The organism is Streptosporangium jomthongense (genome assembly GCF_042650425.1).
Lineage (GTDB): Bacteria > Actinomycetota > Actinomycetes > Streptosporangiales > Streptosporangiaceae > Streptosporangium.
In genome coordinates this window covers 416-22,076 of record NZ_JBHSBC010000056.1, presented here as the reverse complement: position 1 = coordinate 22,076, position 21,661 = coordinate 416, and the positions used below count along the sequence as shown (strand labels likewise).

The 21,661-nt window shown below is 66.4% G+C and carries 34 protein-coding genes; 26 read left to right on the top strand and 8 right to left on the bottom strand.

Going from position 1 to position 21,661, the window contains the following annotated elements; translation table 11 throughout:
* The first annotated feature begins 8 nt into the window (after positions 1–8).
* From ACFOYY_RS40365 to ACFOYY_RS40330, 8 genes are all read left to right on the top strand, one after another.
* Entirely contained in the window at positions 9–410 is a 402-nt protein-coding gene (locus tag ACFOYY_RS40365) for a hypothetical protein (RefSeq protein ID WP_386196681.1), read from the top strand.
* Positions 410–751: a hypothetical protein gene (locus tag ACFOYY_RS40360; protein ID WP_386196679.1), complete on the top strand. Its 342-nt coding sequence runs from the start codon at positions 410–412 to the stop codon at positions 749–751. Before ACFOYY_RS40365 ends, ACFOYY_RS40360 begins: the two co-directional genes overlap by 1 nt.
* A gap of 16 nt (positions 752–767) precedes the next feature.
* Complete coding sequence (locus tag ACFOYY_RS40355; protein ID WP_386196677.1) at positions 768–1,097, top strand: hypothetical protein; 330 nt, start codon at positions 768–770, stop codon at positions 1,095–1,097.
* On the top strand, positions 1,094–1,471 hold the full coding sequence (locus tag ACFOYY_RS40350) for a hypothetical protein (RefSeq protein ID WP_386196675.1): 378 nt from the start codon (positions 1,094–1,096) through the stop codon (positions 1,469–1,471). The genes ACFOYY_RS40355 and ACFOYY_RS40350 overlap by 4 nt, the downstream gene beginning before the upstream one ends.
* A gap of 63 nt (positions 1,472–1,534) precedes the next feature.
* Positions 1,535–2,119 carry a phage tail tube protein gene (locus ACFOYY_RS40345; protein WP_386196673.1) on the top strand — a complete coding sequence of 195 codons (585 nt, stop codon included), beginning with the start codon at positions 1,535–1,537 and terminating at the stop codon, positions 2,117–2,119.
* A complete protein-coding gene (locus tag ACFOYY_RS40340; protein WP_386196671.1) occupies positions 2,119–2,460 on the top strand; it encodes a hypothetical protein in 342 nt (113 codons plus the stop codon). Before ACFOYY_RS40345 ends, ACFOYY_RS40340 begins: the two co-directional genes overlap by 1 nt.
* An 11-nt stretch (positions 2,461–2,471) precedes the next feature.
* Entirely contained in the window at positions 2,472–2,981 is a 510-nt protein-coding gene (locus ACFOYY_RS40335) for a hypothetical protein (RefSeq protein ID WP_386196669.1), read from the top strand.
* Positions 2,982–3,017: 36 nt separating this feature from the next.
* Positions 3,018–7,229, top strand: coding sequence for an NlpC/P60 family protein (locus tag ACFOYY_RS40330; RefSeq protein ID WP_386196667.1), 4,212 nt, complete (start codon positions 3,018–3,020; stop codon positions 7,227–7,229).
* A gap of 13 nt (positions 7,230–7,242) precedes the next feature.
* On the opposite strand, the gene ACFOYY_RS40325 is transcribed toward ACFOYY_RS40330, so the two are convergent.
* Positions 7,243–7,818: a DUF4352 domain-containing protein gene (locus tag ACFOYY_RS40325; RefSeq protein ID WP_386196665.1), complete on the bottom strand. Its 576-nt coding sequence runs from the start codon at positions 7,816–7,818 to the stop codon at positions 7,243–7,245.
* A gap of 167 nt (positions 7,819–7,985) precedes the next feature.
* Here ACFOYY_RS40325 and ACFOYY_RS40320 point away from each other — a divergent pair, with 167 nt between their 5' ends.
* From ACFOYY_RS40320 to ACFOYY_RS40245, 17 genes are all read left to right on the top strand, one after another.
* Positions 7,986–8,243, top strand: coding sequence for a hypothetical protein (locus ACFOYY_RS40320; RefSeq protein ID WP_386196663.1), 258 nt, complete (start codon positions 7,986–7,988; stop codon positions 8,241–8,243).
* Positions 8,243–8,662, top strand: coding sequence for a hypothetical protein (locus ACFOYY_RS40315; RefSeq protein WP_386196661.1), 420 nt, complete (start codon positions 8,243–8,245; stop codon positions 8,660–8,662). The genes ACFOYY_RS40320 and ACFOYY_RS40315 overlap by 1 nt, the downstream gene beginning before the upstream one ends.
* A gap of 28 nt (positions 8,663–8,690) precedes the next feature.
* The gene (locus ACFOYY_RS40310) at positions 8,691–9,095 is read left to right on the top strand and encodes a hypothetical protein (RefSeq protein WP_386196659.1); all 405 of its coding nucleotides are present in this window, start codon (positions 8,691–8,693) and stop codon (positions 9,093–9,095) included.
* A gap of 47 nt (positions 9,096–9,142) precedes the next feature.
* Complete coding sequence (locus ACFOYY_RS40305) at positions 9,143–10,966, top strand: phage distal tail protein (RefSeq protein WP_386196657.1); 1,824 nt, start codon at positions 9,143–9,145, stop codon at positions 10,964–10,966.
* A gap of 15 nt (positions 10,967–10,981) precedes the next feature.
* Positions 10,982–12,787, top strand: a complete 1,806-nt coding sequence (locus tag ACFOYY_RS40300) for a hypothetical protein (RefSeq protein ID WP_386196655.1) — start codon at positions 10,982–10,984, stop codon at positions 12,785–12,787.
* A gap of 280 nt (positions 12,788–13,067) precedes the next feature.
* Entirely contained in the window at positions 13,068–13,205 is a 138-nt protein-coding gene (locus ACFOYY_RS40295) for a hypothetical protein (protein WP_386196654.1), read from the top strand.
* Between the two features lie 107 nt (positions 13,206–13,312).
* Complete coding sequence (locus tag ACFOYY_RS40290) at positions 13,313–13,678, top strand: hypothetical protein (protein WP_352016107.1); 366 nt, start codon at positions 13,313–13,315, stop codon at positions 13,676–13,678.
* A 2-nt stretch (positions 13,679–13,680) separates the two neighbouring features.
* Entirely contained in the window at positions 13,681–13,887 is a 207-nt protein-coding gene (locus ACFOYY_RS42530) for a DUF7620 family protein (RefSeq protein ID WP_449343633.1), read from the top strand.
* Positions 13,874–14,215 carry a putative phage holin gene (locus ACFOYY_RS42525; RefSeq protein WP_449343632.1) on the top strand — a complete coding sequence of 114 codons (342 nt, stop codon included), beginning with the start codon at positions 13,874–13,876 and terminating at the stop codon, positions 14,213–14,215. Before ACFOYY_RS42530 ends, ACFOYY_RS42525 begins: the two co-directional genes overlap by 14 nt.
* A complete protein-coding gene (locus tag ACFOYY_RS40280; protein WP_386196647.1) occupies positions 14,196–14,348 on the top strand; it encodes a hypothetical protein in 153 nt (50 codons plus the stop codon). The genes ACFOYY_RS42525 and ACFOYY_RS40280 overlap by 20 nt, the downstream gene beginning before the upstream one ends.
* Positions 14,345–15,088 carry a CHAP domain-containing protein gene (locus tag ACFOYY_RS40275; protein ID WP_386196644.1) on the top strand — a complete coding sequence of 248 codons (744 nt, stop codon included), beginning with the start codon at positions 14,345–14,347 and terminating at the stop codon, positions 15,086–15,088. The genes ACFOYY_RS40280 and ACFOYY_RS40275 overlap by 4 nt, the downstream gene beginning before the upstream one ends.
* The gene (locus ACFOYY_RS40270; protein ID WP_386196642.1) at positions 15,085–15,456 is read left to right on the top strand and encodes a hypothetical protein; all 372 of its coding nucleotides are present in this window, start codon (positions 15,085–15,087) and stop codon (positions 15,454–15,456) included. Before ACFOYY_RS40275 ends, ACFOYY_RS40270 begins: the two co-directional genes overlap by 4 nt.
* Positions 15,453–15,581, top strand: coding sequence for a hypothetical protein (locus ACFOYY_RS40265; RefSeq protein WP_386196640.1), 129 nt, complete (start codon positions 15,453–15,455; stop codon positions 15,579–15,581). The genes ACFOYY_RS40270 and ACFOYY_RS40265 overlap by 4 nt, the downstream gene beginning before the upstream one ends.
* Before the next feature lie 118 nt (positions 15,582–15,699).
* On the top strand, positions 15,700–16,272 hold the full coding sequence (locus ACFOYY_RS40260; RefSeq protein ID WP_386196637.1) for a hypothetical protein: 573 nt from the start codon (positions 15,700–15,702) through the stop codon (positions 16,270–16,272).
* Positions 16,272–16,634, top strand: coding sequence for a hypothetical protein (locus tag ACFOYY_RS40255; protein ID WP_386196636.1), 363 nt, complete (start codon positions 16,272–16,274; stop codon positions 16,632–16,634). Before ACFOYY_RS40260 ends, ACFOYY_RS40255 begins: the two co-directional genes overlap by 1 nt.
* Before the next feature lie 319 nt (positions 16,635–16,953).
* A complete protein-coding gene (locus ACFOYY_RS40250) occupies positions 16,954–17,160 on the top strand; it encodes a hypothetical protein (protein WP_386196635.1) in 207 nt (68 codons plus the stop codon).
* 131 nt (positions 17,161–17,291) lie between these two features.
* Complete coding sequence (locus ACFOYY_RS40245) at positions 17,292–17,462, top strand: hypothetical protein (protein ID WP_386196632.1); 171 nt, start codon at positions 17,292–17,294, stop codon at positions 17,460–17,462.
* 165 nt (positions 17,463–17,627) lie between these two features.
* Here ACFOYY_RS40245 and ACFOYY_RS40240 read toward each other — a convergent pair whose 3' ends face one another.
* The gene (locus ACFOYY_RS40240) at positions 17,628–18,251 is read right to left on the bottom strand and encodes a hypothetical protein (protein WP_386196631.1); all 624 of its coding nucleotides are present in this window, start codon (positions 18,249–18,251) and stop codon (positions 17,628–17,630) included.
* A gap of 195 nt (positions 18,252–18,446) precedes the next feature.
* Here ACFOYY_RS40240 and ACFOYY_RS40235 point away from each other — a divergent pair, with 195 nt between their 5' ends.
* Positions 18,447–18,638, top strand: a complete 192-nt coding sequence (locus tag ACFOYY_RS40235; RefSeq protein WP_386196629.1) for a hypothetical protein — start codon at positions 18,447–18,449, stop codon at positions 18,636–18,638.
* Positions 18,639–18,728: 90 nt separating this feature from the next.
* Here ACFOYY_RS40235 and ACFOYY_RS40230 read toward each other — a convergent pair whose 3' ends face one another.
* The 6 genes from ACFOYY_RS40230 to ACFOYY_RS40205 all read right to left on the bottom strand — a co-directional run bounded on the left by ACFOYY_RS40230 (position 18,729) and on the right by ACFOYY_RS40205 (position 21,432).
* Positions 18,729–19,280: a MucR family transcriptional regulator gene (locus tag ACFOYY_RS40230; RefSeq protein ID WP_386196628.1), complete on the bottom strand. Its 552-nt coding sequence runs from the start codon at positions 19,278–19,280 to the stop codon at positions 18,729–18,731.
* 313 nt (positions 19,281–19,593) lie between these two features.
* Positions 19,594–19,776, bottom strand: a complete 183-nt coding sequence (locus ACFOYY_RS40225; protein ID WP_386196626.1) for a hypothetical protein — start codon at positions 19,774–19,776, stop codon at positions 19,594–19,596.
* Between the two features lie 223 nt (positions 19,777–19,999).
* Positions 20,000–20,305, bottom strand: coding sequence for a hypothetical protein (locus ACFOYY_RS40220; protein WP_386196624.1), 306 nt, complete (start codon positions 20,303–20,305; stop codon positions 20,000–20,002).
* 4 nt (positions 20,306–20,309) lie between these two features.
* On the bottom strand, positions 20,310–20,585 hold the full coding sequence (locus ACFOYY_RS40215; RefSeq protein WP_386196622.1) for an AbrB/MazE/SpoVT family DNA-binding domain-containing protein: 276 nt from the start codon (positions 20,583–20,585) through the stop codon (positions 20,310–20,312).
* A 239-nt stretch (positions 20,586–20,824) separates the two neighbouring features.
* Complete coding sequence (locus ACFOYY_RS40210; protein WP_386196620.1) at positions 20,825–21,289, bottom strand: macro domain-containing protein; 465 nt, start codon at positions 21,287–21,289, stop codon at positions 20,825–20,827.
* Positions 21,286–21,432 carry a hypothetical protein gene (locus ACFOYY_RS40205; RefSeq protein WP_386196618.1) on the bottom strand — a complete coding sequence of 49 codons (147 nt, stop codon included), beginning with the start codon at positions 21,430–21,432 and terminating at the stop codon, positions 21,286–21,288. The genes ACFOYY_RS40210 and ACFOYY_RS40205 overlap by 4 nt, the downstream gene beginning before the upstream one ends.
* Positions 21,433–21,661: the final 229 nt, after the last annotated feature.

The following is a 21,661-nucleotide window of genomic DNA, read 5'->3' as shown; positions in this document are numbered from 1 at the left end:
AGGTCGCTGTGGTGCTGACCGCTGTGGATCTCGCGTTGTACCTCGACCTGACGGAGATCAACGAAGCTCGCGCGGACCTACTCCTCACCCAGGCCACTCTGCTGGCCGAGTCGATCGTCAAGCCCCTCCCGGAAGGGGCGAGCGCGGTGGTGCTGGCTGCGGCGGGCCGATGCTACGCCAACCCCCAGGGTGTCTCCTCGGAGTCCGTGGGGCCGTACAGCGTGCAACGCCCCCAAGCGGGCCTGTACCTCACCAAAGCCGAGACGGCGACGCTGAAACGGCTGGGCGGGAGGGGAGGGGCGTTCACCATCGACCCCACTCCGGCTACCGCTGACCCGTCCGCGTCCTGGCCGATCCTGATCGACCCGACCTGGCCGGAGGAAGGCTGGTACGAGGAGGGCTGGTACTGATGCCCGTCCCTTTGCCGCAAGGCGAAACCGTGGTGATCCTCCGGCCCGGCGCACGCACCCGAGACAGCGCCGGCAACTACCTGCCGGGTGCCGATCGGGAGATCCCCGTGCCGGGATGCGCCGCCTGGCCTACCGGAAGCACCGAGCAGGTGCAGGCCCAGGACCAGACCAAGGAACTGTTCACTGTCCTGACTCCGCACGGGACAGACGTCCGTGCCACGGACCGGGTGCGCCTGTATGGGCGGGTGTTCGCCGTGCAGGGCGAACCACAGCCCTGGAAGTCCCCCCTGACAGGCACCGCGCCCGGCGTCGAAGTCCGCCTCGAACGCACCCGCGGCTGAACGAGGGGAGAACCCCGTGGCCAAAGCCCGTTTCAAGGCGAACACCAAGTCCATCGGCGAGATGCTGCGCTCCCGCAAAATGCAGCAGGAGATGGTCGAACGAGCACGGCTGCTCGTCTCCTACGCACAAGCCGCCGCCCCGCACGACTCTGGAGAGTACGCCGAGTCGTTCGAGATCGACAGCGGCCAGTCAGACAGCCCCATCCAAATGGGCACAGGCGACCGCGCTTGGGCGAAGGTCCGCAACGACTCTCCAGCCGCGGCCCCTCTGGAGTTCGGCAACCGACGAATCGGCGAAGGGCGCCGCATTCTGGGGCAGGCGATTGACCAGGTGAGCCGCGAGTGATCGACGTTGAGGCCCTTCTGACGTCGTGGATCGAGGCCAACGTCACCGGTGTGCACGCCATGTCCGAGACACCCAATGACCTCGACGACCTCGTCCCGGTGGCCAAGGTGCGGAGGATCGGCGGCCCTTACGACGGCTTCCGGCTCGACCGGGCAACTGTCGACGTCGACGTGTTCGACACCACCCGCGACGGTGCTTCCACCGCAGCGCTGGACGTGCAGCAGGCGCTACACGACCGTCTGGCTCGCAACAAGACCGGCAACGCCGTGGTGACCCGTGTGGAGACTCTCACTGGGCCGCGGCCCCTGCCTTACGACAACACCGGTCTGCGCCGCTTCGGAGCGACGTACCGGATCACTGTTCATCCGGCCTGACCTGGCCAGTTCTTCCAGCCCTGGACCTCATCGGCCGGGGCTTTCTTCATGCAAGGAGACGTCGTGGTTACGATTGCTCGCTCTGACGACCTGGCCATGGTCGGCGCCAACGGCGGCGGCTGGGCGGCCCCGCTTGGCACGGCTCAGCCCCTTGACCCGCGTAACGCCCCCACCTCGCCGTGGTTGGCGCTCGGCACCATCTCGGATGACGGTCTGACGACCGCGTTCGACGAGGACAGCGAGTCCTTCACCGGCTGGGGGCAGTCGGCGCCGTTCCGCACCGTCATCACCAGCAGCGTCCGCACCTTCCAGCTGACCCTGTGGGAGACTCGCCGGCCGATCGTCCGGTCGATCATGTTCCGGCAGGACCTGACGGCGCTGGACCCGGATGTGGAAGGAATCGTGACGTTCGCTGAGTCCGCGACCGTCACTCCTGACCGCCGGTCGTGGATCTTCGACATCTACGACGGCACCCTCTGGGAGCGCATCTACGTCCCTGAAGGCGAAGTCACCGACCGAGGCGACGACACCGCCAAGCAGGACGAGATGCGCGGCTTCGAGATCACCATCACCGCTTACCCGGACGCCGCCAACAACACCATCTACCGGTCCTACCTTGCCCCCGAGCTCGATGAGGTCAACTCCTGATGCCCCCTGCCCGCCGCACTACCCAGTCGAAGGTCATCACGCAGGACGGGACTCCGGTCTCCCTGTTCTCTCTGCGGGCCCGTAAGCGGGAAGCCGTCGCTGAACCGTTCGTCTTTGACGTCGATGGCGAGTTCTTCACCATGAAGCCGCCCGCCTCGACTGATTGGCAGGTCGTCGCTGACCTGAACGGCGGCAACCAGGACTTGAGGAAGTTCCTCGCCGAACTGCTCGGTGAGGACTACCCGCGGTTCTGCAAGGTGCCTGATATATCCGCTGAAGACGTCAACGCGCTCATCGAGGCGTGCACCGAGCACTATCAGGGGCTCAGCCGGGGGGAATAGCAGGCCTCGCCGTGCTGCTCGCCGAGCACTACGACGCGGTCGAGGCCGACCTGTGGATGCATTGCCACCGCACCGACTTGCGCGACCTGTGGAGGCCGGGCGGCGGCGACACGAAACTCACCTGGCGGCTCCTGCGCAACCTGATCCGGCACCTGCCGTCGGAGTCGGCGACCAAGACAGCGCTGAGAAACCGAATGACCGACGCCCAACTGGAACAGGCCGGCAAGGAAGCTGACCCTTCTCAAGCGCCATGGTCGCAGGAGGAAATGCTCCTGGCCTCACTCATCGACTCGGTGCGGACGTTGATCTACGTCGTTATCCGCGTCAACGGCGGCAAGGGCAGGCCTCCGCAACCCATGACGCGGCCCGGCGTGAAGAAGGCTCGTCGACGCCAATTCACCGCCGAGCAGCGTGAAGCGATATGGCGCCGTATCAACGGCGGCCGGATCGAAGGCGCCGTCATCGACGTCACGGTTGAACGCGTGACGGTTCAGAGCAAGCCCGGCGCAGCCAGCACATAGACCCGCTCTTCCACGACCCCGAATGGCAGGTGAGTCGTGGCTGAGTTCACCGCTGGCGACGTCATTGTCCCTGTTGTCCCGTCTGCCAAGGGCTTCATCGATGACCTGAAGAAGCAGATCCTTCCTGGCGCCTACAACCTCGGACAGGCGATCGGCAAGGACATCCAGAGAGGCATCAGCGATGCCCTCAAGGGGGTCTACGAGCCGCTCCAGGAGGAGACGAAGAAGCGGAGGCAGCAGGCTCCACGCGATGGCGATGAGGTTGGTGGCGCTTTCGCCCGCGGCTTCAAGCGTCAGGTCGAAGCGGCGTTCAAGTCGTTGCCGAAGGCCGAGATTGACGCCGACTCGTCTGAGGCCCAGAAGCGGGTGCAGGAGCTTCGCACTTCTCTGGAAACCTTGTCGAAGAAGACCATCGGCGTCGACATCGACGCTAAGACGGCTCTTGAGGAGCTGACCAAGCTCCAGGCGGAGCTGACGGCACTCAACGAGGACGCCGAGGTCGACGTCAAGGCGGATACCGCCGCAGCGCTGGCTCAACTGGCGAAGATCCAGGCGGACGTCGACAAGATCAGCGGCAAGCCGGTCGAGGTTCCCGTCCGGGTGGAGCCCGAAGAGGATCCGGCCGCTGAAGGGGCCCGTCAGGGCGGCGCTTACGCGCAGAAGTTCAAGTCTCAGGTCGAGGCCGCATTCAGGTCACTGCCCGAGCTGGTGATCGACGCCAACTCAAGCCCGGCGGCGGCGAAGATCGCTGACCTGCGGGCCCGGATGGAGGCGCTGGCCTCCAAAACGGTCGGCATCGACATCAATTCGGTGCAGGCGCAGGCGGAGCTGTCGGCCCTCAAAGCGGAGCTGTCGGCACTGGACGGGCAGCAGATCAGTGCGGACGCCGAGGTCGATGTGGCGGCGGCCCTGGCTGAGCTGACGGCTTTGGACGCGGCTCTGGAACGGGTCGACGGCAAGACCGCGCGGGCCGAGGTTGATGTTGACGCGGCGGGGGCGCTTGCCCAGATCGCTCTGGTCACTGCCGCTCTGGCGGCGATTCCGGCGGTGGCTACGGCCGCTCTCGGCGCCGGCGCCCTCGGCGGTGTCCTTGCGTCGGCCGGGGTGGGTTTCGCTGGGCTGGCGGCTGTGGCGGTGCCGAGCCTGCAGCGCATCCAGGAGGCGGCTAAGCAGCAGGAACAGGCGGTCAAGTCCTCCGCCGGTGCTACGACATCGGCAGGTGCGGCGGCGGCTCAGGCCGCGCTGCAGAGCATGCAGTTGGAGGACGCCGAGCGGCGCATCACGGACGCCAAGACTGCGGCGAAGCAGGCTGAAGAGGGGCTGACTGAAGCCCGCCGGGCGGCGAAACAAGCCGCGGATGATCTCGCGCGGTCGGTCGCAAACGCGGCCCTGTCGGAGGAGTCGGCGGCGCTGTCCGTTGAGGAGGCCCGCGCCCGGCTGGCGAAGCTCCAGATGGAAGCGTCCAAGCCCGGCAACACAGTGACCGATCTGGAACTGCAGCGGGCCGACCTTTCTGTTCGGGAGGCCGAGCAACGCCACAAGGACGCCATCGCCCGGACGAAGCAGCTCCAGGCCGAGCAGAAGGCCGCCGACAAGGCTGGCATCGAGGGGTCGAAGCAGGTCGTCGCAGCCAAGGACAAGATCACCCAAGCGGACAAGCGCGTCGAGGACGCCGAACGGCAGCTCAAGGTCATGCAGTTGCAGCAGGCCGCCGCGGCGAAGACCCAGGCGGCCTCGACGGGTGGTGTGACCAAGGAGCTGGTGAAGCTCACGCCCGCCGCCGCGGCGGCGGGGCGACAGATCGAGGCGTTCAAAAACACCTACGAGGCGTGGCAGAAGCGGCTGGAACCAGCCGTTCTCCCTGCCGTAACGGGCGCACTGAAGGTGGTTCAGGGCCTTTTCAAGCCTCTGACTCCGCTGATTTCAGGGTCGGCCAAGGCCCTCACCGGGCTGGAGCAGGCCGCCTCGAAAGCTCTTGGCGGCAAGTTCTGGACGTCGTTCTTCTCCGACCTTTCTAAGCAGGCGCCTACCGCGATTACCGGGCTCGGCAAGAGCCTGCTCAGCATCGGCACCGGTGTGGCCGGTGTCATCAAGGCGTTCCTACCATTTGTCCCGACGATCGTCGGCGGCATCCAGAAGGCCGCTTCCGCTTTCGCAACCTGGGGCAAGGGGCTCGGTAAGTCAAACGCCTTCCAAGCCTTCATCGCTTACGTCCGTCAGGCGTGGCCGTCGATTCAGGCGATTTTCATCAACCTGTCGGCCGCCATCAAAAACGTGGTCTCCGCCCTGGCGCCGATCGGCACGACTGCGCTGGCCACCATATCCGGGATTTTCAAGGCCATCGCGTCACTACCACCGAATGTAGTGCGAGGCATAGCGGTGGGGATCCTCGCGATCGCCGCAGCGGTCAAGGTGTGGGCGATCACACAGCAGATCCTGAACCTGGCGCTGAAGGACAACCCGATCGGGCTGATCATTACCGCGATCGCGCTCGTCGTGGCCGCGGTGATCGCTGCCTATCACGCCTTCCCCGAGTTCAAGGCGGTTGTCGACGCCGCGATCCAGGGAATCGTCCAGGTGATCTCCTGGGCATGGGAAAACGCCATCAAGCCCGCCTTCGAGGCACTCAAGGAATTCGTCATGACCGTGGTGGCCCCTGCGGTCACCTGGCTGTGGCAAAACGTAATCGTCCCTGCCTGGCAGGGCATCTCGGCGGCAGTGACATGGGCCTGGAACACGGTTATTCAGCCCGCCTTGAAGGCGCTGTGGAACTTCGTCAAAACGGTGTTGGCTCCGGCGGTCACTTGGTTGTGGGAGACCATCGTCAAACCTGCATTCACCAAGATCGGTGAGTGGATCAAGACGGCGTGGACCACAGTGATCCAGCCCGCACTGACCGCGCTGTGGAAGTTCATCACCGAGACGCTTGCGCCTAAGGTCCTGTGGCTGTTTGAGAACGTCGTCAAGCCCACGTTTTCCAAGGCTGGCGAGGTCATCAAGGCGGCATGGGAAACCGTCATAAAGCCCGCCTTGACGGCACTGTGGAAGTTCATCACCGAGGATGTTCCGAACGGGTTCAAGAAGGGCGTTTCGATGATCGAAACGTTCTGGAACAACCTCAAGGACATCGCCAAGAAGCCAATCAATTTCATAATTGAGACCGTTTATAACGGCGGTATCGTCAAGGTATGGAACGCGGTCGCCGACGCGCTTGGCCTCAAGGACACCACGAAGCTTTCGGCAATACCGGCCCTCGCGAAGGGCGGCATCTATCCGGGGTACACGCCAGGTAAGGACGTCGGTCTGGCGGCGGTCTCGGGCGGCGAGGCCATCATGCGGCCAGAGTGGACACGCGCCGTGGGCGAGGACTACGTGCACAGCGCCAACGCCGCAGCCAGAAAGGGTGGCGTCGGTGGTGTCGCGCGGTTCCTCGGCATCGCTGGCGACCCTGGCGGGGCCGGATTCGCCGGCGCTTTCGCGTCCGGTGGCATTGTTGGCAACATCAAGGAGGTCCTGGCCGGCGGGTTGAAGATCGGTGCCGAGAAACTCCTGAACCCGCTGCTCGACCAGGCGCAGGCAGCCATGGGTGGCAGTCCGTGGGCGAAGATGCTGGTCGGTGTACCGAAGAAGATGATCTCAATGGTCATCGACAGCATCGGAGCCAAGGAGGAGAAGGCCGGCGGGCCGAAGGCTGCGAAGGCGATTGCTTTCGCCCGTGCTCAGCTCGGCAAGCCATACCTGTGGGGCGGCACGGGGCCCGACGCCTTTGACTGTTCAGGCCTGGTGATGCGCGCGTTGCAGGCCGCCGGTGTGAGTGGGGTGCCGCGGGTCAGTCAGGCCCAGATGAAGTGGGTCAAGCCAGTGCAGACGCCTACGCCGGGCGACTTGGGCTTTCCGCACCCCGGCCACGTGTGGATGTACTCATCCAAGAACTCGATCATTGAGGCGCCCTACACCGGCGCCAACGTTCGTGAGGTCGCCGCCCGATCGGCTCAGCTGATTGGGCGGCCCCAGTACGACTCCGGCGGCTACCTCATGCCGGGCACATCCCTGGTCCACAACGGGACGGGCAGACCGGAGCCAGTGCTGACCGACCGGCAGTGGCAAGACATTTCCCGTAGCACTCAGGGCGGGGATGGGTCACTGGTGAACATCGGAGAGATGCATGTCACCCCTGAGCAGTCGCCGTATGCGATTGCCCAGGATCTCCGGTTCATCATGGGGCAAGGAGTGCGGTCCAGAGGGTGAGGGTGTGGGCGGTTTAGTTGACCGCCCACACTCCCTTCTGGTCGGCGAAGCCGCTGTTCAGCGCAAACTGGAATCGGGTGATTTTGGCGTTTGTGGGCACTTCGAAGACGAGGGTGCCTTTGCGGACATCGCCTGGTGCGATCGTCGTGGCGTTCAGTTTGTGGGTGCCAGCGATTTCTCCGAAGAGGCTAGCGTCGTATTCCTGGCCTTCGTCGTCGATCACCTTGGCGCCGTTGCTGGGAGAGTCGTCGTAGGTGGCGGTGCCGGTGACTTTCAGCACGAGCTCTACGCCGTAGAGGCGCTTGCCCGCGTCGGCTTTGACCATGTCGTTCGCGGGCGCGCCTTTGGTGATGACTTTGGCCACCTTGACCGAAACCTTCAGGGTTTCCTCGGAGCCAGTGAGGGTGATGATGTCGCCGACTCCGGCCTTCTTCTTGGCGGGGGTCGCGGAGGATTCAGCGGCGGAAGGCTTGCTGATTGCTGCTTCCTGGGCTGCTGTGTCGGGGCTGGTAGTTACGGTTGGTGTCCCGCAGGCCGTCAGGGCGGCAGCGGTTCCGAGGGTGAGTGCGAGCAGGCGTGTAGACCTCACGGATCACTCCAATTAACGGCGTTCACGATGGCGTCCCCCGACGTTTTGGCAGTTTGCCACGGTCCAAGTGCCTTCTGTTGCCGCTTTGGGCCCATCAGTAATCAAAACGTGGCCTGACTGGTTTGCCAGCGGGCTTCTTCTCTCTTCTCTCGGGAGGCGATTTAGGTATGGCTGCCCTGCAGGGCTATAGCCCATCTGACCTGGCGCGGCTCCGGTCTGTGGCGGTCCGCCCCCAGGGGTGGTCGCACCGGGTCCGGCCGAAAGTGACTGAGTACCGGGATGAGGTCACCGGCCACTGGATCAAGGTCATCAAGGATCCGCTCGGTAACCGGGTCCGGATGCGGTGGGCGGGTCAGGACGCTCACGTCACCCTCCCTCACCTGCGGCTCAATCCCTGGACGGGCATCACTGAGGAGCGCGACTGATGGTGAAACGCATTGTCCGCAGCCGAAGCAGCCAGCAACTGCGTGGCGAACTGGAACTTCTTGAGGCGCTGGAGCCGATCAGCGAGGAGCACGCCGACGCGAAGGAGGCTTACCAGGCCGCCCTCACCTCCGGAGACCCGGAGGCCATCAGGGCGGCGAAGGCGCGGAAGCAGGCCGCCTCGAACCGGTTGAACGAGACCCGGGAGTGGCTGCGCAGGGAGCGGGAGATCGCGAAGCTCAGCGCGACGACGATTCCCGAACTGGAACGGCTCCTCAGCCAGCAGGGCGGGGGAGGCAACGCCCGGCGGGCCGAGCTTGGAGCAGCTCTGGAACAGGCACGCGCGCAGCTGGAGCGTGCGCAGGCAGAGGCAGCCGTCGTGCGTCGGGAGTTGGCTGTGCTGACTGGGGTGGAGGCCTGACATGGCGAGTGGCGTTTACCTCCCGACGATGGAGGACATTCTCGACACCACCCAGCTCGCGCTGAATTGGGATGCCGAGACGCACAAGTGGGCGCTCTACACCTCTTCGAGAGCGCCTGACTACAACGCCAACACGGCGTACTCGTCGACGAACGAGATCAGCGGCACGGGATACACCGCGGGCGGCCAGGTCGTCACCGGTACGGCTTTCTCCCGGCCCGGCGCCGGCGTCAGCAAGTACAGCACTGACGCGGTCCAATGGGCGTCCTCCACCCTGTCAGGCGTCCGGTACGTCGACATGTACGCGGACGCGCTAGCAGGCGACAACCTGATGATCGGCATCGATCTCGGTACTGGCTACAACACCAACGACGGAACCCTGTTGATCACCCCGCACAGCAACGGGTTGATGACGATCGACTGGACCCCGTAACCCCGCCGTCCCTCGACCATCCCTCGGCCTTGTGAAGGAGGTGGGGGATGGCAGTAGGCATCGCCACCAGTCCCGCACTGGTGCAGCGGTGGACCTCTGGGACCCTTACCACCGCCGCTTTCTCTCCGGCGGCGGGCACACTGCTGGTGGCGTGCGTCGCCGCGTTCAACGCCGCCCCCACCGTGTCCGGTGGCGGGCTGACCTGGACGCGGCGAGTCCAGCGCATCTACTCCGGCGCCTACCACGAGATCTGGACAGCTCCCTGCGCGGCCGGGGCCTCCGGTATCACTGTGTCCGTTACCGGGTCCTGGAGCGGGGCCGCGCTCAAGGTCTACGTCGTCACCGGGGCGAGCCTGGCCACCCCGGTGGGGGCGACCGGAAACAACTCGACGGCCGTCAACAACTCGAACGTCGCCGCCTACACCTCAACAGGTGCAGGAAGCCGGGGCTTCCTGGTCGCCGTCGAATACACAACGGGCAGCCCGACTTCGACGGATGATTTCACGGCATTCGGCGACTCCAGCCACTTCTGGGGGCTCGTCGCGGCCAAGGCCGCCAACACGCCAACGGCTGGGACCAGCGTCACGTTCAACCTCGACGCAGCCGGATCCGGGACGGCGGACTGGCAGTGGGCAGCCATTGAGGTCCTCACCGGCTCCGTAGACGCGTCCGTCACCCCGGCCTCGGTCACCGCAACCGCCTCCGTGCCTGCCCCGACCGTGTCGTACGGTGCGGGCGCCCACCCGGACCCGGTCACCACGGCTGCGGGTGTCCCAGCGCCGTCCGTATCGGCCGGTGCGGGCGCCCACCCGGACCCGGTCACGGTCACCGCCGCCGTGCCGACGCCGAATGTCTCCACGCAGCCGACTGAACTCGTCTACACGGACCCGGTAACCGCGGCGGCGGACGTGCCTGCCCCGGCGGCGTCCGCAGGAGCAGGGGCCCCCCTCCTCACCGTCGAGACCTCAGCCGTGGTCCCGGCGCCGAGCGCCCGGGTGGATGCCGACGTCATTCTGGGGCCGGTCGCGATCGCTGTCTCGATCCCGCACCCCGTCGTGACAGTTCCCGTCCTCCCGGGCGACCAGATCACTGGAGACTTCCAGATCGAGTTCGGAGGCCTGCTGTTCGGCGGGTACGGCAACCGGTACCAGGTCCTCGCGGGCAGCGTGGAAGGCTGGGACGACCTGCCCTCTTTGGACTCCGGTAATGTGCTGCGGCCCTCCCGGCATGGAAGCTGGGCGGGCCGCCGCCTCAGCCAAGACCGGCAGGTGTCCGCCACGATAGGCATCGACGCCAGCGGCGACTTCACGTCCGCGTTGTCCGCCCTTCGGCAGGTCCTTGTGCCGCCGGACGACGAAACGGAAGTGCCGCTAGTCGTCTCGGGGCGAGACGAGGTTCTGCTCGCTTGGGCGGCAGTTGATGCGCGCGTGATCCCCACCCAGGACTACGCCACCGGGTGGGCGCCGGTGCAGGTCCGGTGGACGTGCTCGGACCCACGCCGATACGGGCTGATACGGCTCGGCGTGACAGTCCCTGTCGGGGTAGAGACGTCCCTTTTCAACGGCGGGAACGTCGCCACCCATCCGCTTATCCGAATTCCAGGACCCGCTGTCAACCCGATCCTGACGAATGCGCTGATGGGCAGAAGTATCCAGTTCACGATCACGCTCGGCTCCGACGAACGGTTGGACATCGACACCGATGCCGGAACGGTCGCGGTCGGCGACACGAACAAGATGTCCGCGCTGAGCGGATCCAGCGTTCCGGTGCAGGACTTCGTACTCGGCGTCGGAGCCAACCCGATCACCTACACCACCACCTCTGGCGGCGCCGGAGGCGCTGACTTCCTGTGGCGAGACGCCCACCTGTAGAGACGAGGGGGTGCCATGCCCGCTCTGATCCGTGGTGTCGTAGGCACGTCAGTACACGGCGTCTCCGGCCCGGCGGACGCACCGGCGGTGCAGGCCGGAGACGTACTGCTGGCATTCCACAGCTCCGACGCCGGTAGCTCCAGTGGGATGGGCAGGCCACAGGGCGGCACCACCTGGCAGCCGCTGTACCAGCTTCCGGGCGGCGCCTGGGCCGGCACGAAGGTATGGGGGAAGGTAGCCGGTTCTTCGGAACCGGCCGAGTACACCATCAGCCAGAACGCCAACGCCGACGGTGTGGTCATCATCGCTGCGATTCGTGGCGCCACCCTGAACGACATCACGATCGTGGCGGGGGACGCCACGACTCCGGAGGCGACTCCTGCGACAGCCAGCGGGGTAGATCTCCGGTACGGCGCCGGTGTGCCTTTCGTCGGTGCGGACGTCACCTGGTCGGCGTCTGGCGGGTACACCGTTACGCAGCGGCAGTCCACCGTGTGGACGTCCGCGTGCTTGGCGACCCGCACGTACTCGTCGTCTGCTGACCGTCCTTCCGTTGAGCTTGAGCCGTCGACCAGCTTGCACGTGTCGCACGGCTTGACGGTGCTGGTGGCGTCGACTCCGGCGCCGACGGTGCCGGAGACGCCGACGTACCCAGCGTGGGCGCCCTCTCGTGGAAGTGCGCCCTACCAGTACGTGTTCCGGCGCATGCTCGACCGGTCCTACCTGGGCCATCTGGATCTGACGGACGTCTCCTTCGACAAGCGGATCGGGCAAGCAGGGAGCTTCAGCGCGACGATCCCGATCCCGTCCCGCGAGGACGGCGACCAGGTCGCCGAGATCATCCCGCGCGATGACTCCTACCTGGACCGGGGGCCAGGCGTCATCTCGTGCGAGATCTACCGAGAGGGCGAGTGCTGGGGCGAGTACTGGATCACATCCGCTACCCCTTCCCGGTCAGAGCGAGGGACGCCGTCGATCAGCCTGAGCGGCAGCACACTCGACGCATACCTGGGCCAGGTCGAGATTCAGGACGACCTTTCCTGGGCTGACCTGGATCAAGTCGCGATCGCTAGAGCACTCCTCACGGACTTGCAGTCTCAGGCCCACGCCAACCTCGGCCTGGTGCTTCAGACAGGGACCGCGGGAGTGCTGAGGTCCCGCGAGTATCTGGCGTCCGAGCAGGTCACCTACGGGCAGCGGCTCGCGGAGTTGGCGCAGCAAGACGGCGGATTCGAATGGATGATCAACCTCGAAGTCGTCGACGGGGTGCTGCAACGACGTTGGGTGTGGGGCTACCCCAAGCTTGGAGTGCAGGATCCGCCGCCGCACCTGTTCGTTGACTCACCGCACGGCGGTGACGTGCTGTCGTGGTCAGAGCAGATCGACGCGCTTCGCGGCGCCACCCGGTGGCGGGCCAGCGGTTCCGGCACTGGAGGCGACGCCTCCAGCGGATCCACCACGCTGGTGTCGGACGTGCACGAAGCCGCCGCGCATCTGGCCGCGGGGTGGCCCCGGATCGACCGCACGGTCTCCTACAGCGACGAGTCTGACCCGGACACGCTGGAGGCGTACGCCGCTTGGTGGGCCGCCGCCGCCCCTGGCTCGGTCCGCGTCGACCAGGTGAGCGTGACGTTCGGCGCTAACCCATCGCTCACACCCAACCTGTTAGGCGACGCCGCGCGGATCTTCTTTGACAACGAGTGGCACCTGCCTCATTGGCGTACACGTCGTGTGATCGGCCTTGGCATCACTCCCGTGTCCAGGGAGTCCGGCAAAGAGGAAGCCCAACTCGTCCTGGAAGGGCGTGAGTCTGATGCCTGACGTGTTCCCAGCGGACTTTCTTCAGGAGTTCCGCGACCTTCAACGTGCCGTACAGCAGCTTCAGGCAGCTTCTGGGCAGAGGGCGCCCCTGACCGTGGCGTCACAAGGGTGGATTCTGCGTGGCATGTCCACACCTGACACCGGCGGCCTCGGGTCAGGGGATGTGTGGATCTACGCCTCCGGCGGCAAGCTGTGGGCCCGCTCGTCCGGAGGTACGTCTGTGCCGCTGGAGCCCATCCCGCCTTTCCCAAAGGGGAGCGCGGTTTCAGATCCGCCAGCGATGACGGCGTTCTCCGCCCCTGCCTCCTACAACCCGCTTCACTCACAGAGCCTGCGGGACGACATCGCGGCCGTCCGCGCCACGGTGATCACGCTGATCACCAGCCTGGAGTCCGCCGGGCTGCTCTTCACAGCTTGACCAGAAGACCGGTCATTTGGGCCGGTGCCGCCCGTGTGGATGCGCAAAGGGGTACGCGGGCGGCACCTACGTATGCGGTGCGAACCGCACCATAGAAAGGCGACTGTGTGGAATTCGCAGCGATCCCCTGGGTGCAGGGTTCTCTTGTCACCCTCGCCCTAGCGGTGATCGTTTCAGGGTTCTGGATGGTGTTCAAAGGCCACCTGGTCCCGCGCTCCCACGTTGAGGATGTTCGCGCAGACCGGGACGCCCGTATCGCTCAGGCGGAGAAGGACCGCGATGAGCGGGTCGCCGAGGCCGAGAAGGACGCCGAGCAGTGGAGGTCCCTGTTCGAGCAGGAGCGGTCCGCACACGAAGCCACCCGGCAGGCTTACGCCGAGGAGACTCGGGCCGTTCTGCTGGCAAGTACCGAGGGCGCGCAGATCGCCGCAGCCCTGCTGACGGAGATCCGCACCCGGCAGATCGAGGCGTAGCCATGAGCACACCAGACGAGCAGAAGCTGACCCTTGACGAGGCTGCGCGCTTGGCTGAGGAATCCCGGCGTCGAGCTGAGGCCGAACGCGAGCAGGCGCGAGAGAGGGCCCGGTGGGCGTTGTCGCTGGCTCGTCGACTGCGCAAGTTGCGGGAGGACAACGGGTTCGGCCCGCTGATGGAAGACGCTTTCGGGGGTGGCCGTGGGTGAGGGATTGAGGCTTCTCGGCAGTGTGCTGGTAGTCGTGTCCGCTGCGGTGGCATGGGCGTGCGTGATAGCCCAGGCGGCATTAGCGCGGTGGTGGCGTACAGGGGCTGGCCGTCACGTGTTCGCCTTCCAGAGCGTGCTTGCCCTGACGCTGGGGTTATGGGCGCTTCGGCTCCTGGTGCCGGAAGGGGATTGGTTCCAGGCCGTACGGCTGGCCGCTTTCGCCCTGGTGCCCGTCGTGCTGGCGTGGCGGCTGCAGATCATCATCTACACCTGGCGCCGCGGGCGCCGGCAGAGGCGGGAGGCGCCGCATGGAGAAGACAGAGGCTGAGCTCGTCGCGGAAGGGGTGGACCGCCTCGACTGGGGGCCGTCCGAGTCGGATGAGGAGCAGGTACTTGCCAGCCTGGGCTACGTCCTCAACTCTGCGACCGGCATCTACGAAGGGGAGGGCGAGGACGAGTGACCGCGAAGGCAATGCTCGCCGCCGCCCGTAAGGACCTTGGGGTGTGCGGCAGGCCGAACCGGATCACGAGGGACTACGCCAGCCGTCATGGTGACGCCTTCCTGCTGGCGCCGTGGTGCGACATGTCGATCACCCGGTGGGCGCGAGAGTCCGGCAACGAGGCCGCGGTCCTACCTTCGGGGGACAGGGCGTTCACGATCTGGCACGCGGAGGACGGGGAACGGCTGGGCCGCTGGTACGCGGGCACTACCGCGAACATCAGGAAGTACGCCAAGCCCGGCGCGATCGTGTTCTTCGACTGGTCAGGCCGCGACGGTATCCCACCGATTGACCACGTCGGCATCGTCGAGCGGAACCTGGGCGACGGCAGGGTGCAGACCATCGAGGGCAACACCGCCGACTCATGCAAGCGCCGGGTGAGAGCGGCGAACGTAGTCGCGGGCTTCTGGAACCCGCCTTACGGAACGACGGAGACGAACTGGATGGAGGCCCTGGTGAAGAAGCTGCCCACTCTGCGGCTTGGCGATGGCCGCAAGGACGGCGATCCGCTGAAGTGGCACGTCAAGACTATGCACTACCTGCTGCTCGCCCGGGACTATGCGCTCGATCCGAAGGTGGATGACACGGTGTTCACCGAAGTTCATGCGCAGGGCATTCGGGGGCTTCAGGCTGCGGCGGGAATCGAGGTCGATTCAATCGTTGGACCGGATACCTGGGCTGTCTTGCTGAGGGTCGCATGAACGCTGCCGGTGTCGGCATGCCCGCGCTGCTGCACCTGGATGCGTTCGCTCGCGAGGTCGAACAGGCGTTCGGTCACCTGCCGTACCTTGTGGGGTCGGCTGCGCGGGGCAAGGTATGGCGGGATGTGGATGTGCGGCTGATGCTGCCGGACGACGAGTTCGACGCCCTGTTTCCGCAGTTCAAGTCGCCTAGGCCCGGTCGTCTGGATAACCGGTGGGCGCTGGTCTGCGCTGCGATTTCCGAGCTTGGGCGCGCGCGTACGGGCCTGCCGATCGACTTCCAGATCCAGCGTACGAGTGACGCCAACGAACACTACGGCGGCGGTGTCCGTCATGCGCTTGGGCTCAGCCTCAGTTGGACCGCGTGATCGAGGGCGCCCTGCTGTGGCGGCTGTGGCGCCGCCACCGGCCACCCGTCGTTGATGAAGACCTCGACGAGCCCACCCAGGACCGCGACGGGCGGATCCCGGGATTGGTCGACGAAGCGAACTGATCTTGGTGTTGTGGAGCCGCTGATATTATCAGCGGCTTTCTTACATGGCCCTGACCTGCACGGTCGGGGCTTTTTCATGCCCGCATTCGGGCGCCCGCCTACTTCGTGGAGGTGCCCATTGCCCCCAGCCGACCGCGTGTTCGAGGCGCGGCAGACAGCTCTTACCGCCGCGGTGGCTCTTCATGGCCCGGTGCGGCTTCTGCCGGGCGTCGGCCGGGAGACGACGGTGGCCGCTTCCCGGCTTGCCGTGCGGCGGACAGCAGACGTGTTCGCGGCGTACCTGCTCGGCACCACCCGCATCCACCTGATTCGAGGCCTCGTCGTTGACGAGGCCACAGGCGTTCCAGCTGACCCTACTGAAGGAGAAACCATGCAGCTCAACACCGGCCAGAAGGTTCGCTACACGGCCGACACTGAGGACGCGGCTGGCTACGACACGGTCGAGACCGTCGAGTGGTCGACGAACGAGCCGACCGTCGTCACCCTGAACATCAGCGAGGACACCCGGTCGTGTGAGGTCGTGTCCGGCGCTCCGGGTTCGGCCGTCCTGAAGGCGTCCATCCCGTCGCTGGGTCTGGAGGTGACCGAGGCGATCGACGTGGTGCCGGCGGGCACCGCCACGATCAAGCTCGTCGCCGGCCCGGTTGAGGACGAAACCCCGGAGGCTCCGGCCCCGAGTGAGGAGCAGTAGTGGAGCAGCGGGAACTCACTGGCGAGCCTGCCCTGTGGGCGGGTCTTATTGCGTCCGGTATCCAGCTTGCTGCGGCGTTCTGGCTGCCCTGGTCGACGGTTCAGGTCGCGGCGATGAACGCCGTGGTGCTGGCCGGTGCTGGCGTGTGGGTGGCGTTCACGACCCGGAGCGTCGACAACGGCGGGTCGATCAAGGCTGCGATCCTCGGCGCTGTGCAGGCGGTCATCTCGCTCGCGGTGACGTTCGGCTGGCATGTGAGCAATGAGCAGACCGCGACCCTGATGACCTTCATCGGTTTGGTGGTGGCGGTGTTCATCCGACAGACCAGCAAGCCTAAGAGCGCCTACGCTTTGTCGGCCTGACCAGCGAGAAGGCTAAAAATGTATGATCATGACTAATATTATTAGCCATGATCATACGGGGCCTGACTCTGTATGGTTCATGCTTCCGCGCTGGGACCCTGCTTGGTCTGCTGTCAGACCCTCCGCCCCGGCGGTGACGCACCCAGGCGGGATGGCCACCGTGCTGGCCTGACTCCCTGCTCCGGCGGGGACAAGCGTCCCTGACGCGCACGGTTACGGGGTCGAGTCGCCTTCGGGCCGCTCGGCCCCTCTTTTGCTTGGGCGAACAAGGCCTTCATAACTCGCCATAACGGGGATCGACGCTGGGAGGTGCACCGCCGTGGTCATCCTGTTCGGCCGGTTCATGTGGTGGTCGCCGACCCGCCTCACCCGCTGGTGGCTGCCACGGGTGTTCCGCGGCGCCGACGAGAACTGCAACCCTTCAGTGGCCGCGATCATCCCCCCGTTCGGGGCGTTCATCGTGTTCTGGCGGCCAGGGCCGCTTCGTACGGAGCCGTGCCAGGAGTGCCGAGATCTGGAGGCGTGATGGCTCGGATGCTTGGCCGGTTTCAGACGCCGGGCTGCTGCCCCGGAACGCGTGAAGGATGGCGTCGAACCCGCCGCCGTGGGGGCCCTGATTGTTCTGGGGGAGATTCCTCTACCCGGTGGAGGAAGCGGGTGGAGCAGAGGGAGTTCGCCCGGTCCCTGCTGCCTGAGGGCGAGCTGGGCGTGGTGACCGACGTCCTACGGGACTGCATCCACGGGTGCGACGGCGAATGCCTGCTCTACAGCGGTCCCCATGAGTGCGGGTACTCCTGCCACCCAGGGCGGCTGGGCGAGGGAGTTTGAGCACCCTCGCCGCCACCGAATCGAACTAATCAAACCGCCGCCCTGTAGCCTCCTGTGTGCGGCTATGGGCGTGCGGCCAAAGACACGCTCTCGCTGCGGCGCCCCGCTGTCCTTCGGGACGGCGGGGCGCTTTTGGCGTGTCTAGGGCTGGAGGTGTCGCGGTGGTCAGTCGCCGTTGGTGCGGGCTTCTCTGCGCTTCACGGCGCGGGCCTCGTCGTCAGCGAGGATCGCGCCCAGCGACACGGGGGTGATGCCGAGTCCGCGGGCGGCGGCGGCTTTCCAGCCGCGGTCACCGGTTCCCCCATAGGTGGCGCGGACGTGGTGGGCGCGCAGGCTGGCCAGTCGTGCGGCTTCGGCGCGGGCTCGGGTGATGCGGGCCTGGATGCGGCGGTCTACCTCCTGCGGTGTGGCGTCGGCCGGGAGGCGGTCATGCTCGGCGGCGAGCTCGATGTCGTAGTACTCCTCCATGACCTCCTCGTCGCGCTCCAGGTAGTGGGCTTCGGCGGGGTCGGCGTAGCGGGAGGGGGCGGCGGTCCGGTCGAACACGCCCGCGCCGTCGAGCTGCTGGTGTAGCACGTCTAGGGCTTCGGCGGCGGTGTAGTGCTCCAGGTGCCAGGTGTCGTCGTCGGGGGTGGTCCAGGCGTGCCAGATGGTCAGTCTGTCGAGCCAGACGCTGTGGTAATCGGCGTCGAGGACGGCGGCGATGGCTTCCAGGGGGCGTGCTGTGGGGGCGTGCTCGGCGAGGTGGTCGGTGATGTCGCTGTAGGCGGTGGTGGTGAGCTGCGGCATGGTGGGCTCCCTGGGGCGGCGTTTCTCTAACACCTCGAACATTAGCCCTAGGGCTAATGAGTGTCCAGTCCCTTGCCAAGCCCGCATGGACACCCCGCGACCCCCACGATGCAGTTAGGGCGGCGGGGCGCTTTCGTCATGTCTGGGGCCGGTGCGTAGGATCGCCTCGCACCACGCGCACCACCTGGGGGACCTATGGCCGAGACCTACGACTTCCCGCCCGACCTCATCGCCGCGCAGAAGGCCTTCTGGGAAGCGGACGCCCGTGTATGGGAGGTCACGGACCGGCTGCCGTCCTCCCTCGCGATCGCGCCGGGGAAGCGGAGATCTCACCCGAACAGCACGAAGAACTGGACCGGGTGCGCGCGGCTCGGATGGAGGCCCTGATGGTGCAGAACCGGCACCCCTGGTGGGAGACGGTGGACAACCGGCACGCGGCGTGGGTGGCGTTGCGGGAGGCAGCTCAGAGGTAGCGGGCTAGGTCGAACCGTTCGGCCGGAAGCGGCTCATCCGCTGCTGCACGGTCGCCCGCTTCACACCGGTCGCTCGGGCGATACTTCCACTGCTGGCGCCGGACGCGACCAGCTGCCAGGCGATGTCCGCCCACTCCGCGACTGATGGCGCCCCCGCCAGGCGCTCCACCTCAGGGACGGTCAGGGGGCGGCCGAGGCGGGAACGGGCGCCAGTCTCACGCCTGACCGCCTGGGTCTGGGAGCGTTGGCGACCGTGCCGGTTGGAGGCTCGTGCCCGGTCGGGGTCGCGGTGCTCGGCGAGGGCTTGCAGCGCGTACTCCTGGTGGCCCAACTCGGAGAACTTCGCTGCGGTCGCAGGGGCAGCCAGGCCACGTCCGACAGACAAGCCGTGCCGTTCCCGGTACTCGACGGCGGTGATTTGGTGGGCGTACCAGGCATGGGTGCCCAGGGCGCGTTTGGTCTGGCCGCACTCGTGGCAGATCACGTGTTCGCCGTCGTCGGTGTAGGTCAGTTGCCCATAGAGGCCGTGGCCGTCGGGGTCTCCGTAGGCGGGCACGCTACTTCGCCTCTTGGCCATGGAGGTCGGTGCGGGCGCCACGACCCGGGCGGGCGGCTTTCGCAGCGCGGACCTGGTCGGCGTCGTAGAGGCTTTCGCCGCCCCGGCCCGGTTGGCGGGCGACGGCGGCCACCCCCCAACGGGAGAGAGTGCGGCGGGCGGAATGAGTGTCGGCGGCGCCGATGGCCGTTGCGACTTGGGTGGTGGTCCAGCGGCCGTGTTCGTCGGGCGTAGGGTCGGACATGGTGCGGGCTCCTTCCGTGCCGAGGCCCGCCCCTGGTGGCTCAGGGGCGGGCCTCTTCGCGTGTGGGGGTCAGGCCGTGGTGTCGTGCCGCTCCACGATGGCCCAGTACTCCTCGCCGGGGATCGCGTCGATGCTGGCGAGGTCGGCGCCGTAGGTGTCGGTGATCTCGTCGGCGATGGCGTTGATGTCGAAGTCGGTGGGGGCGTCGCCAAGGGTGGCAGTGATGGCGGCAGTGAGGTCGGTGGTGTTCATGGAGGCTCCTTCTCCGTTGCCCTGATGTTCCGGGGTGATGCTTTAACTATGCCTCATCATGAGGCGAGGTTCAATCAGGAAGACGCCCGAGATGGATCTGGGACTCCAACCTTCCTCCCAGGCGGGGACCCTGCGGTACCGGGGCGAGGTCGGGTGATCAACGGGGCCTGAACAGCAGCAAGCCCCTGCCCTAGAAGGGCAGGGGCTGCAACCAGAAGCCCGATCAGGGGCTGCGGAACACGTCGTGCGTTCCAACTCGCCGCCAGATCACATGCGGCTCATCGAGCTTCAGCTGCTCACCGAACTGAAACGTGGCCCGGCCGTCAGGGGCCCACGTCATCTCAAGGATGCCAGGAGCCCCCCGAACTCCCTTGACCCTCAGGCCAGGGCGAAACCGGCCGCCGCCCACCGCCACGTCCAGATCGGGAACGAACTCTTCGATCACGACGCGCTTGAAGCGCTCCTTGTCGAAGGGGTCGAGCAGTGCGTGATCCTTGTCGAATCGCGCGGTCGTTTCGAACGTGGCCACTAATTCACCCGCCCAGGTGGTCGAACATATCGTCGGCGGTCTTGTGAACCGTGGTGCGACCGATGGAGATTTCGTTGCTGGCTTCGTGCTCTCCAGCCTGCCAGGACTCTGACCAGAACCACGCCTGGTCAGCGGGGATCATCTTCAGTCCCCGCATGACGACCACGCCGGGCTCGACGATTTCGAACTCCACTTCGTCGCCATCGTCGATGTGCAGCGCTGAGCGGACTTCGGAGGGCAGGGTTAGCTGCCCCTTCCTCCGTAGCGTTGTTCGACTCACGGTGTTACACCTCCGCTAGCGGACGCTTGGGAAGGAGCGTCTGCTTGTCTTACTGTCACACTTTCCAACGTTCCTGTCTACGGAAGTTGTTCCAATGGGACCACTCAAAACGGACATGGTTTGCTAACTAGGCACGCTTCACCTAGGGGTTGCGCGGTCCGCATGGTGGCCTCTGCCTCTTCTGATGCTTCTTCGGCGGCGGCGCGGTAGACCGGGGCGCAGGCGGTGCTCCAGTCCGCCTACGACAGGTCGTAGACGGTGACCGCAACACCGTGCCCGGTCAGCTGGGTGAGGATGAGTGGCTCGATGCGGTCCCATGATCCGCCTGCGAGGCCGGCGCCGATCCGCGGCATGTGGACGCTCGCACGGAGGCGCAGGGCTTCGTCGCGCAGGGCGGCCAGGCAGCTCTCTAGGGCGTCGTACCGGATGGGGGCACTGTGGCCGGGCCGGCGGATGCCATGCTGGCCGATCATGTTCGCCACCCACAGGTCCGGCTTCACGGGGACCAGCCGGAGTGCGCCGAGTTCGAATCCGTCGCCGGTGCGGTGCCAGGCCCGGTAGGCGGCCTCCGGCTCAGGCCAGCGGCGGGAGACCGCGGTGACGAAGCCGCGCCCCCATGCCCCGAGGTCATTGCACACGTGGGCGACGATTTTCGGCCCTTGACCATGAGGGCGGGTCGCGTCGCCGGTCGTGTAGGAGATCACGAGGCCAGGGTAGGGCCCACCTGGTCGGTCTCCGCCTCAGCCGCCGCGCGCAGCAACGGCTCCAGTCGATCGCGGTGCGGCTCCAGTACGGCGAGGACGTTCTGCAAGACGCTGTCGGGCATCGGGTCGTCGTGGGGCGTCATGCCGTCCATGGTCGCCCGGCCGGGTGATCGTGCGCAGGCGCCTGCTGTCCGCTTCTGGCCAGGGAGCGGGACCGCTCTCCCGGGTTACCTTCGAGGCGCTCCCCCGAACGGTCTCGCCAGCCTCCTCCGTGGAAGGGCACCCCCATGTCTCTGATCAAGCGTCTCGCCGTCACCGCCACCGCCGTGGTTCTCGCGGTTCCGCTGGCGGCGGCCCCGGCCGCCGCCGCCC

Bases quoted from the DNA above. Each gene is read 5' to 3' on its own strand.
- ACFOYY_RS40280 (WP_386196647.1), top strand. From the start codon at position 14,196: ATGGAGAAGACAGAGGCTGAGCTCGTCGCGGAAGGGGTGGACCGCCTC.
- ACFOYY_RS40360 (WP_386196679.1), top strand. From the start codon at position 410: ATGCCCGTCCCTTTGCCGCAAGGCGAAACCGTGGTGATCCTCCGGCCC.
- ACFOYY_RS40235 (WP_386196629.1), top strand. From the start codon at position 18,447: ATGGCCGAGACCTACGACTTCCCGCCCGACCTCATCGCCGCGCAGAAG.
- ACFOYY_RS40310 (WP_386196659.1), top strand. From the start codon at position 8,691: ATGGAGGACATTCTCGACACCACCCAGCTCGCGCTGAATTGGGATGCC.
- ACFOYY_RS40240 (WP_386196631.1), bottom strand. From the start codon at position 18,251: ATGCCGCAGCTCACCACCACCGCCTACAGCGACATCACCGACCACCTC.
- ACFOYY_RS40340 (WP_386196671.1), top strand. From the start codon at position 2,119: ATGCCCCCTGCCCGCCGCACTACCCAGTCGAAGGTCATCACGCAGGAC.
- ACFOYY_RS40300 (WP_386196655.1), top strand. From the start codon at position 10,982: ATGCCCGCTCTGATCCGTGGTGTCGTAGGCACGTCAGTACACGGCGTC.
- ACFOYY_RS40270 (WP_386196642.1), top strand. From the start codon at position 15,085: ATGAACGCTGCCGGTGTCGGCATGCCCGCGCTGCTGCACCTGGATGCG.
- ACFOYY_RS40305 (WP_386196657.1), top strand. From the start codon at position 9,143: ATGGCAGTAGGCATCGCCACCAGTCCCGCACTGGTGCAGCGGTGGACC.
- ACFOYY_RS42530 (WP_449343633.1), top strand. From the start codon at position 13,681: ATGAGCACACCAGACGAGCAGAAGCTGACCCTTGACGAGGCTGCGCGC.
- ACFOYY_RS40225 (WP_386196626.1), bottom strand. From the start codon at position 19,776: ATGAACACCACCGACCTCACTGCCGCCATCACTGCCACCCTTGGCGAC.
- ACFOYY_RS40295 (WP_386196654.1), top strand. From the start codon at position 13,068: ATGACGGCGTTCTCCGCCCCTGCCTCCTACAACCCGCTTCACTCACAG.
- ACFOYY_RS40315 (WP_386196661.1), top strand. From the start codon at position 8,243: ATGGTGAAACGCATTGTCCGCAGCCGAAGCAGCCAGCAACTGCGTGGC.
- ACFOYY_RS40320 (WP_386196663.1), top strand. From the start codon at position 7,986: ATGGCTGCCCTGCAGGGCTATAGCCCATCTGACCTGGCGCGGCTCCGG.
- ACFOYY_RS40205 (WP_386196618.1), bottom strand. From the start codon at position 21,432: ATGACGCCCCACGACGACCCGATGCCCGACAGCGTCTTGCAGAACGTC.